Source organism: Phenylobacterium sp., from assembly GCF_004799395.1.
Classification (GTDB): Bacteria; Pseudomonadota; Alphaproteobacteria; order Caulobacterales; family Caulobacteraceae; genus Phenylobacterium.
The window spans coordinates 18,728-28,189 of sequence record NZ_SSMZ01000273.1; the positions used below are offsets into that span (position 1 = coordinate 18,728).

Annotated in this window: 9 protein-coding genes and 1 tRNA gene; 3 read left to right on the plus strand and 7 right to left on the minus strand. The window is 68.1% G+C overall.

Annotated elements, in window-relative coordinates; all coding sequences use genetic code 11:
* Positions 1-2 precede the first annotated feature (2 nt).
* From mscL to aroA, 6 genes are all read right to left on the minus strand, one after another.
* Complete coding sequence (gene mscL / locus E8A12_RS17565; RefSeq protein ID WP_293371197.1) at positions 3-470, minus strand: large-conductance mechanosensitive channel protein MscL; 468 nt, start codon at positions 468-470, stop codon at positions 3-5.
* Between the two features lie 23 nt (positions 471-493).
* The gene (locus E8A12_RS17570) at positions 494-781 is read right to left on the minus strand and encodes an integration host factor subunit beta (RefSeq protein ID WP_293371213.1); all 288 of its coding nucleotides are present in this window, start codon (positions 779-781) and stop codon (positions 494-496) included.
* A gap of 152 nt (positions 782-933) precedes the next feature.
* The gene (locus E8A12_RS17575; RefSeq protein ID WP_293371199.1) at positions 934-2,889 is read right to left on the minus strand and encodes a DUF3857 domain-containing protein; all 1,956 of its coding nucleotides are present in this window, start codon (positions 2,887-2,889) and stop codon (positions 934-936) included.
* 127 nt (positions 2,890-3,016) lie between these two features.
* Entirely contained in the window at positions 3,017-4,723 is a 1,707-nt protein-coding gene (rpsA, locus tag E8A12_RS17580) for a 30S ribosomal protein S1 (protein ID WP_293371201.1), read from the minus strand.
* Positions 4,724-4,902: 179 nt separating this feature from the next.
* A complete protein-coding gene (locus tag E8A12_RS17585; protein ID WP_293371203.1) occupies positions 4,903-5,571 on the minus strand; it encodes a (d)CMP kinase in 669 nt (222 codons plus the stop codon).
* The gene (gene aroA / locus E8A12_RS17590) at positions 5,568-6,896 is read right to left on the minus strand and encodes a 3-phosphoshikimate 1-carboxyvinyltransferase (protein ID WP_293371205.1); all 1,329 of its coding nucleotides are present in this window, start codon (positions 6,894-6,896) and stop codon (positions 5,568-5,570) included. Before aroA ends, E8A12_RS17585 begins: the two co-directional genes overlap by 4 nt.
* Positions 6,897-7,026: 130 nt before the next feature.
* On the opposite strand from aroA, the gene E8A12_RS17595 reads away from it, so the two are divergent.
* Together E8A12_RS17595 and E8A12_RS17600 are read left to right on the plus strand one after the other, a co-directional pair.
* Positions 7,027-7,494: a TIGR02300 family protein gene (locus tag E8A12_RS17595; protein WP_293371207.1), complete on the plus strand. Its 468-nt coding sequence runs from the start codon at positions 7,027-7,029 to the stop codon at positions 7,492-7,494.
* A 120-nt stretch (positions 7,495-7,614) separates the two neighbouring features.
* Positions 7,615-7,690, plus strand: a tRNA-Ala gene (locus E8A12_RS17600).
* Positions 7,691-7,989: 299 nt separating this feature from the next.
* On the opposite strand, the gene E8A12_RS17605 is transcribed toward E8A12_RS17600, so the two are convergent.
* Positions 7,990-8,889, minus strand: a complete 900-nt coding sequence (locus E8A12_RS17605; RefSeq protein ID WP_293371209.1) for a helix-turn-helix domain-containing protein — start codon at positions 8,887-8,889, stop codon at positions 7,990-7,992.
* 375 nt (positions 8,890-9,264) lie between these two features.
* Between E8A12_RS17605 and E8A12_RS17610 the strand changes: the two genes are divergently transcribed.
* Positions 9,265-9,462: hypothetical protein (locus tag E8A12_RS17610; RefSeq protein ID WP_293371211.1), on the plus strand; the 198-nt coding region annotated here is incomplete at its 3' end.

Below are 9,462 nucleotides of genomic sequence, written 5' to 3' on the forward strand. Positions count from 1 at the left end.
CGCTATTCGCCGGCGGGCCGGTCCGCGGGGGCCACGCGGCCCACCTTCAGTAGATCGCGGATCTCTGTCAGCAGCACTTCCTGCGGCGGCGGCGCCGGCGGGACCGCCGGCGGCGTGGCGGCGTCCTTGCGGCGGATGGCGTTGACGCCCTTCACCAGCAGGAACACCACCCAGGCCACGATCAGGAACCGGAGCAGGGTGTTGAAGAACAGGCCGTACTGGACAGCCACCTCGGCGGCCTTCTTCGCCGGATCGGCGGCTTTCAGCACCAGCTTCATCTGGGAGAAATCGACGCCGCTCAACAGCAGGCCCACCGGCGGCATGACGACGTTGTCGACCAGGCCCTTGACGATGTCGTTGAAGGCCGCGCCGATGATCACGCCGACCGCCAGGTCAATGACGTTGCCCCGGGCGATGAACTCGCGGAACTCGCCAAAGATGCTCGGCTTGGCTTTGGCCGGCTCACTCATGACAGACCCTACTCGCCCGAGACCTAATCGTCGGAGAGGTTGAGGCGCTCCCGCAGCTCCTTGCCGCTCTTGAAGAACGGAACGTGCTTAGCCCGCACGTCCACCGGCTCGCCGGTGCGCGGATTGCGGCCGGCCCGCGCGTCGCGCGAACGGACCGAGAGCGCGCCAAAACCGCGCAATTCCACCCTCCCGCCGGTTTCCAGCGCCAGGATCATGCGCTCCAGAACCACGCTGACGACGCGCTCGATGTCGCGCTGCGTCAGGTGCGGGTTCTCTTCGGCGAGTTTGGCGATCAGCTCAGACTTGATCATGCGGTCCCCTCGAACCGGCGTGACCATGGGCGAGTCCGCCTTTGTATTCAAGGCGTAAAAAGGGTTGATACGGCGCGACGGTGCAGCTTGTTTCCGGCAAATCGCACAACTCCCGGGCGCAGGGCCCCCGCAGCACGCCCGGCCGACACGGATCAGGCCGGGGCCCGCACCAGGCTGTCGACGTCGCGCAGCTGGCGGATCTGCAGGTTGGCGGCCTCGGCGTCGGCGGCGCTGATCTCCGGGATCAATGTGCGCTGGTCCGAGGAGAAGGTCGCGACCCCACCCTCGATGGCGGCGTTGGAGACGATCTCGTAGCCGGCGACGTGCTCGGTCCCGCTTGCGCCGCGCACCGTATAGCCCTTGCCGCCGTCCGGCAGGGCGATCTCGATGCGGCTGCGGGTATAGGCCGGATAGGGCAGGGCGAAGGGGGCCGTGTCGTTTGGGCCCGGATCGCGGCGCGGGAAGGCCGGCGGCGCGGCGCCGGGCCCGACCTTGAACTCACGCACGCCCAGGTCCTGGTTCTTGCGCCAGTCCATGTCGTAGGCGCCCTGCAGATCGATGGTGAAGAGGTCCTTGGCCGGATCGTCACTCCAGTTGACCTGCTCGATCTCAATGCCGCTGCCGGGTGAGGAATACCGCTGGCGGAAGGTGCGCTCCATGTCGGCCCGCGGCGTCCGCGCCAGGGTGGCGCGAATCGACGTGGCGTAGATGCCCGAGTAGGTGATCCGTATGTCCGTCGCGGCCTTGGCGTCGAGCCCCTTGGTGGCGTCGATGCGGGTCAGCGTCTGCACCGTCGGCACGTCGATCTGCGGCTCGACGATCTTCTCCAGCGGCGCTCCCTCTGCGCGCACCGGCAGGCCCCACTTGTGGGCCGGCGCGTGCATCGCCTGCGGATTGGTGTCGCCGGTTCGGGTGCCGTCCAGCCAGTAGGACTCGCCCTTGATCTTGACCCGCACGATGACGTGGTTGAAGGCCGACAGCGACGGCGGCATCTCGTCCAGGCCGTCACCCGATCCCAGGTTCACGAGCACCGGCTCAGCCTCGACGCCCAGGTTCTTCAACAGCGCCAGCAGGAGTGCGGTCTTGGCCTTGCAGTCGCCAAATCGGCGCGCCCAGGTGTCGTCGGCGTCGGCCGGCACGTAGCTTCCCTCGCCCATGCCGATGAAGAAATAGCGGGTCTTGTCCTCGACCAGCTGCAGAGCGGCGAAGGCGCGCGCCCTGGGATCGGCGGTCTTGGCCGCGATGGCGTCGGCTTCGGCCTTGATCGGCGAGGTCTTGGGGATGGTTGAAGCCTTGGCGTAGAGCGGCGCCATCAACTTGGAGACCTCGTTCCAGCTCTGGAAGCTGGTGGCTTCGATCTGGCCAACCCGGCGGAAGCGTAGCGGCGCGCCGATCGGCGGCTTTGGCGGCTGGATCAGCGTCTTGTCGAGGCTGAGGGTCGTTCGGCCATCCTTGTCGGCGAGCACCGGGTCACCGAAACCCACCATCGCCTTCCAGGTCACCGGATCGCCCTTGGGCCAGGAGATGATCGTGCGGTAGCGACCCGCCACTCCGGCGAAGGCCATGCCCTCGGCGTCGAAGGAGTGGCCCTTCAGGACCGGGTCCGCCCGCAGGCGCGTGTAGGCGATGTCGAGGATGTCGCCGGTCTGCAGGCCATCGATCTGGCGTGAGGCGGTGATCCGCCCGTCCAGGCTCGCCTGCTCCAGGTTGGTTTCGCGCCGGAGCACCAGCATGTCCTTGCGGTCGGCCAGCAGGTCGATGGTCTGGCCGCCGCGGATGATCGCCAGGGTGTGCCAGGTGATGGTCTCGGTGTCCGGGCTCCAGATGACGCTGATCGACTTCACGCCCGCCAAGCCCTCGGGTTTGAGGACCTTGAAGGCCCGGTGGGCGTAGTAGGCGTCGCCTGCCGGGTCGAGGCGGCTCTGGTGGTCGTCGATGAGGATCTGAATGGCCGGCGCGCCCTCTTCGGGCGGCGGCGGCGGGATCGGGGCAACGTCCACCCAGGGGGCCGGCGGCGCATAGAGTGGCTGGTCGGCCGCGGCGGCTGGCAGGGCGAAGGCGATAGGGATCGAAGCCAGAACCGAGGCGAGGACGAGACGCGAGGACAACGACATGGCTCCTGCCGCGCCGGGGCGGCGCGCCTAACCCCTACGATACGGCGGCTGTACAAAAAGAAAAACGGCGGACCGGTCACCCGGTCCGCCGCCCTGTCCTAAGCCTTCAAGGCGTCGGATTTTAGTCCTTCTGGGCCTTCTCGCGCAGAGCCGCGCCCAGGATGTCGCCAAGTGAGGCGCCGCTATCGGACGCCCCGAACTTCTCGATGGCTTCCTTTTCCTCGGCCATTTCCAGGGCCTTCACCGACAGGGACACGCGGCGCGCGGCCTTGTCGACGTTGGCGATCTGGGCGTCCAGGCGGTCGCCGACGGCGAAGCGTTCCGGCCGCTGGTCCGCACGGTCGCGGGAGAGGTCCGACTTGCGGATGAAGGCGGTCATCGGGGCTTCATCCTCGCCGAACTTCACCTCGATGCCGCCCGAGGTGATCTCGGTGACCTGAACGGTGACGGTCTGGCCCTTGCGGTAGGTGTCGCCCTGCATCGGGTCGCCGGCCAATTGCTTGATGCCAAGCGAGATGCGTTCCTTCTCGACGTCGACGTCCAGCACCTTGGCCTTGACCATGTCGCCCTTGTTGTACTTGGCGATGGCCTCCTCGCCGGGCACCGCCCAGTCGAGGTCGGAAAGGTGCACCATGCCGTCGATGTCGTTGTCGAGGCCGATGAACAGGCCGAATTCGGTGGCGTTCTTGACTTCGCCCTCGACGGTCGAGCCGACGGGATGAGCCGCCAGGAAGGCGTCCCACGGATTGGCCATGGCCTGCTTGAGGCCCAGTGACACGCGGCGCTTGGACGGATCGACATCCAGGACGACGACTTCGACTTCTTGGCTGGTCGAGACGATCTTCCCGGGATGGACGTTTTTCTTGGTCCAGGACATTTCGGAGACGTGCACCAGACCTTCGACGCCCGGCTCCAGCTCCACGAAGGCGCCGTAGTCGGTGATGTTGGTGATGCGGCCGGTGAACTTGGCGCCCACCGGGTACTTGGCTTCCACGCCGTCCCACGGATCGGACTGCAACTGCTTCATGCCGAGCGAGATACGCTGGGTGTCGGGATTGATCTTGACGATCTGCACCTTAACGGTGTCGCCCACCGCCAGCACTTGGCTCGGGTGGTTGACGCGCTTCCAGCTCATGTCGGTGACGTGCAGCAGGCCGTCGATGCCGCCCAGGTCCACGAACGCGCCGTAGTCGGTGATGTTCTTGACCACGCCTTCGCGGACTTCGCCTTCCTGCAGCTGGGAGACCAGCTCGGTGCGCTGTTCGGCGCGGGCTTCCTCGAGAATCGCACGGCGGGAGACGACGATGTTGCCGCGCGGGCGGTCCATCTTGAGGATCGCGAACGGTTGCTCGCGGCCCATGAGCGGGCCGACGTCGCGGACGGGGCGGATGTCGACCTGGGAGCCCGGCAGGAAGGCCGAGGCGCCGCCGAGGTCGACGGTGAAGCCGCCTTTCACGCGGCCAACGATGGCGCCCATGACCGGCTCGTTGCGCTCGTAGACGGCTTCCAGGCGGGTCCAGGCTTCCTCGCGGCGGGCCTTGTCGCGCGACAGGACGGCTTCGCCCATGGCGTTTTCGACGCGTTCCAGGAACACCTCGACGGTGTCGCCGACCTTGATCGGGGGCTTGCCCTCTTCCTCGCCGAACTCCTTCAGCGAGACGCGGCCTTCGGTCTTCAGACCGACGTCGATGATCGCGATGTCCTTCTCGATCGCCACGACCTTGCCGTGGACAACCTGACCTTCCATGAAGTCGCGTCCGCCCATGGACTCGTCCAACAGCGCGGAGAAGTCGTCGCGCGTCGGGTTCATGCTCATATCGTCAGCCATAGTGGTCTTTCGTATCGAATGACGGAGGTCCCGCGCGGCCAATCAAGCCGTCGGACGGTCGCCCCACGTCGGGTTAAGGGTTGAACCGAAGGCGCAAGGGGATGGCCCCACAGCGCTGGTGAAATTCTGCCCGCAGCCGTCCGAGGGAATGGCGTGTTGGATTTGCTCGTTGGCTGCCCCTACTGGGAGGAGAGCCACTTCGCACGCGCCGCCTCGACGATGCGGCGGGCCGCATCGGCGGCGTGGTCTATAGTCATTTCAGAGGTATCCAGCAAGGCCGCGTCGGCCGCGGGCTTCATCGGGGCGGCGTCGCGGCCGCCGTCGCGGGCGTCCCGGCGGCGGATGTCGGCCAGCACGTCCTTCAGCGAAACCCGCTCACCCTGCGCCTTCAGCTGCTTCCAGCGCCGCTCGGCGCGAACCTCGGGAGACGCGGTCACGAAGAGCTTGGCCGACGCGTCCGGGGCGATCACCGTGCCGATGTCGCGTCCGTCCAGCACCGCCCCGCCCTCCTGGCGCGCGAAGGTGCGCTGGAAGTCGAGCAGGGCGTCGCGCACCCGCGGATGCACGGCCACCCGGCTCGCGAGTTCGCCGGCCGCGCGGGTGCGAAGAGCCGGGTCGTCCAGCTGGTCGGCGGTGAGCAGGGCGGCGGCGGCGGCCGCCGAGCCCTCGTCGTCCAGGCTCTCGCCAGCTTTCTTCACCAGCACCCCCACACAGCGATAGAGCAGGCCGGTGTCCAGGACCGGCAGGCTGAAGGCCTTGCCCAGCCCCGTCGCGATGGTCCCCTTGCCCGACGCCGCCGGCCCGTCGACGGCGATGACGAAACTCTTGAGCGGGGCGTCTTCGTTCATTCCTCGATCTCCGCGCCGAGGCCGCGCATCAGGCCGAGGAACTCGGGGAAGCTGGTGGCGATCATGCCGGGTTCGTCGACGGCGACGGGCTGGTCGGCGGACAAGCCGAGGATCAGGTGACTCATCGCGATGCGGTGGTCGCCGTGCGTCGTGACCTCTGCGCCGCCCTTGACGCCGTGATTGCCGCGCTGGGCGCCGACGACGGTCAGGCTGTCGGGACCTTCCTCGACGGCGACGCCGCAGGCGGCGAGACCGGCGGCCATCAGCGCGATGCGGTCGCTTTCCTTCACCCGCATCTCGCCGATGCCGCGCATGGCGGTCGGGCCGTCGGCGAAGGCGGCGGCCACGGCGAGGATCGGATATTCGTCGATCATCGAGGGCGCGCGCTCCGGAGGGACCTCAACGCCTACAAGCTGGGAGTAACGCGCGGTGACGTCGGCGACGGTCTCGCCGCCCTCCTCGCGGACATTGGCGACGGAGAGGTCGGCGCCCATCTCGCCCAGGGTGTCGAGGAGGCCTATGCGTAGCGGATTCAAGAGCATCCCCTGTACGGTCACCACCGATCCCGGCGTGATCAGCGCCGCCACCAGCGGGAAGGCCGCTGAGGAGGGGTCGCCCGGCACGCGCACCTTGGTCCCGGTCAGGCCCTGGCCGCTGGCCAGGACGATGCGGCGGCGTCCGGCCGCCTCCTCATGGACGTCCACCTGGGCGCCGAAGGCGCGCAGCATGCGCTCGGTGTGGTCGCGGGTGGCCTCGGGTTCGATCACCTCGGCCCCGCCCTCGGCGTGGAGGCCGGCCAGCAGCACCGCGGACTTCACCTGGGCAGAGGGCTCGGGCAGGACGTAGGAAATGTGCTTCAGCCCGCCGCCCTTGAGCGTCAGCGGCAGACGCCCGCCGGCCCGGCAGATCCAGCTCGCGCCCATTTCGCCCAGCGGTTTCAGCACCCGGTTCATCGGCCGGCCGCGCAGGGAAGCATCGCCGGTGAAGGTGGCGGCCATGTCGAAGCCGGCCGCGGCGCCCATGATCAGCCGAACCCCGGTGCCGGCGTTGCCGCAATCGACCACATCGGCGGGCTCGGCAAAGCCGCCCTTGCCCTCGATCCGCCAGTGGCCCTCGCCGAGCCTTTCGACGCCCGCGCCGAAGGCCGCCATGGCTTGGGCGGTTCGCTTGACGTCCTCGCCTTCCAGCAGGCCCTCGACCTCGGTCAAGCCCTGCGCCAGGGCGCCCAGGATGAGCGCGCGGTGCGAAATGGATTTGTCCCCCGGCGCGCGCACGGTCCCGGTCAGACCGCCGGCGCGCTTGGCGACCAACTGGGTCACCGTCATCTGATGGAAACGAGCCTCCGAGGGCTTGCGGTTTCGAAGAGGGGGATTGCTTTTGACAGCCGCTCTCGTGCGTGGCAAGGGAGCCCGCCTTCCGAACCGCCCCCAAATACACGTTTAAGGATCATCGCCTTTGGCCAATCCCGAACTGGGCTCCAAGCAGGTCTGCCCCAACTGCCAAGCGAAGTTCTACGACCTGGGCAAGCGCCCGGCGCATTGTCCCAAGTGCGACACCGAATTCGACCCTGACGAAGCGGTCCGCAACCGCCGCGTCCGCGCCCGCGCCGTGACGCCGGAGCCGGAAGAGGCGGAGGAACGCGAAGACCAGGTGAAGGACGACGCCGAGGCCGAGGACGAAGAAGAGGAAGAAGAGGTCGTCACGCCGGAGCTGGACGAGGTCATCGACGACCCCGTGCTGGCCGCCGACGACGACGAGGACGCCGAGCCGGCGCCCGCCGTCTCCGAGGACCTGGGCGAGTTCACCGACGAGGAAGAGGTCGAGGACGACGCCGATGTCCCGTTCCTGGAAGAGGACGAGGACGACGAGTTCGACGAGACCGAGATCGAGGGCCTGCCGGGCGAGGGCGAAGACGACCGGTAGGACAGGTGATTGTTCGGTGTGACGAAAAACCCTCACCAGATGGGTTGATCGCACCGGACGCTTTGAATAGGTTCCGCGCCTTCCTGAAGACCCCCGGGTTTTCAGGGAGACCCGAGACCCGGGGCTATAGCTCAGCTGGTAGAGCGCTTGAATGGCATTCAAGAGGTCAGCGGTTCGACTCCGCTTAGCTCCACCATGAAGGCCCGCGGCCAGCGCCGCGGGCCTTCGCCTTTTGGTGGTTGGGGGCGTTTCTGACTCGTGCCCGGCGTTCGGAAGGTCCTGTGTGGATGGCTCCTGCATTGCAGGGGGTGATGTGAGCTTCGGCGTGGTGGTCGGATCGGGGTGAAGAGACTTAGGTGTTGGGGACGCCGAGCCGCCCTCTCCTTGATCCTCTCTCTCGCTTTGCGCGGGGTGAGGGAGAGGGGAATTGGGTGACAGGGCCACCCGTCCCGGTCATTCCGGCGCAGCACCGAGGTCCGAAGAGAGGTGCAAGCGCTACACGCTGGAGGAGTCCGAGGCGGAGACGGCGGCGTGCAGGCCGTGCAGCGGATCGCCGAGGAGTGCGGCGCGCGCCTTGCCGGCTGCGCGCATGAACGAGACGTCGCGCGCGAAATAGGCGCGTGGCGGCATCCCCATGAAGTAGCGGAAATCGCGGATGAACTGGGATTGGTCAACATAGCCCGGATCGATCATCCGGCCCCACAGCCCGGGCGGTTGCTCTCGGATCGCAGCGAAACTTCGAAGAAAACGCTGACGGCGAAGCAGGGCTTTGGGGCTCATGCCGAAGTAGGTCAGCGCCAGTCGTTCCGCCTGGCGAGGCGAGCGTCCCAGGCGGCGGGCCCATTCGGCCACTGAACGCACATCGGGGTCCAGCAGCGCCTCGTGCGCGGTCACCAGGGCGGTGTCGGGCAGGCCGGCGCCTGCCACGTGCGCCAGAAACCATGCGTCGAGCGCCGCGACCAGCGCCGCATCATCGGGTGCGGCCAGCACATTGTGCAGCAGCTCATCCGCAGCGGCGCCGACAAAGGTCGACAGCGGGACGATGTCATCGACGTAGTCGCGCGCGCGCAAGGACGTAAAGACCCCCCAGCCAGCCGGCAGGAAGCCGACGCCCACGGCTCGCCCGGGCCCGCCCCGGATCCTCGCCGTGCGGCTGATCACGCCGCTCATCAGCGCCGTGGGCGGCGAAAAGCTCAGGGTGCGGCCGTCGCCGAAGGTTTGGCTCCATCCCCCGTCGAGGAGAAGCCGGATATTGGCCCACTCCGGAAAGAGGAGCTCCTCGGTCAGCCCGTCGCCGCCGATCTCGATCGCGTAGTAGGTCGTGATCATTGCGCGCAGCTCGGGCGCGGGGAGAAAATACCGGTATGAGACGGCTGCCTCAGTCATCACGCGCATAGGAATTGAAGGTCAGGCACGGACGCGACTGTAGGGCCGCGGACCCGGCGGCGGAAGCGCCCGGGTGTCCGGCTTGCCCCGAGGCCGACTGGCCCGCATGAAATTTAAGCCGGGGATGGCCAGCGGCGCCGCACCCTCCTTCATCGGGCTCCGTTCGCCTGCCGGATCGACCTGCGGCCGACGTGGGGACAGGCTCCGACGCGATCGGGCGGACGCACGCGGCTCGCCAGGTCCGGAGACTCGGCTCGGATCCCGCCCGGAGGCCACGCACCGCCCGCGGGGCGAAGCGGCGGGGAGCGCGGCCCCCCTTGCGGCGGGGATAGCGGCGTTTCAAGGTGTCGGCCGTCGGTGGGGACCAGACAGGAGAGAACCACCGTGAAGACACTTCTTCTCACCGGCCTGCTCGCCGCCGCCGTCGCGGGCGGGGCGCTGGCCCAGGACAAACCTCTGCCCAAGAACGCCGGCACGGCCGGCGGCGCGGTCGGCGGCGCCGTCGCGGGGGCCTTGGTCGCAGGGCCGGTCGGCGCGGTTGTCGGCGGCGTCGCCGGCGCGACGGTCGGCCACAAGACCATC

Bases quoted from the DNA above. Each gene is read 5' to 3' on its own strand.
- E8A12_RS17605 (WP_293371209.1), bottom strand. From the start codon at position 8,889: ATGCGCGTGATGACTGAGGCAGCCGTCTCATACCGGTATTTTCTCCCC.
- rpsA (WP_293371201.1), bottom strand. From the start codon at position 4,723: ATGGCTGACGATATGAGCATGAACCCGACGCGCGACGACTTCTCCGCG.
- mscL (WP_293371197.1), bottom strand. From the start codon at position 470: ATGAGTGAGCCGGCCAAAGCCAAGCCGAGCATCTTTGGCGAGTTCCGC.
- E8A12_RS17570 (WP_293371213.1), bottom strand. From the start codon at position 781: ATGATCAAGTCTGAGCTGATCGCCAAACTCGCCGAAGAGAACCCGCAC.
- aroA (WP_293371205.1), bottom strand. From the start codon at position 6,896: ATGACGGTGACCCAGTTGGTCGCCAAGCGCGCCGGCGGTCTGACCGGG.
- E8A12_RS17585 (WP_293371203.1), bottom strand. From the start codon at position 5,571: ATGAACGAAGACGCCCCGCTCAAGAGTTTCGTCATCGCCGTCGACGGG.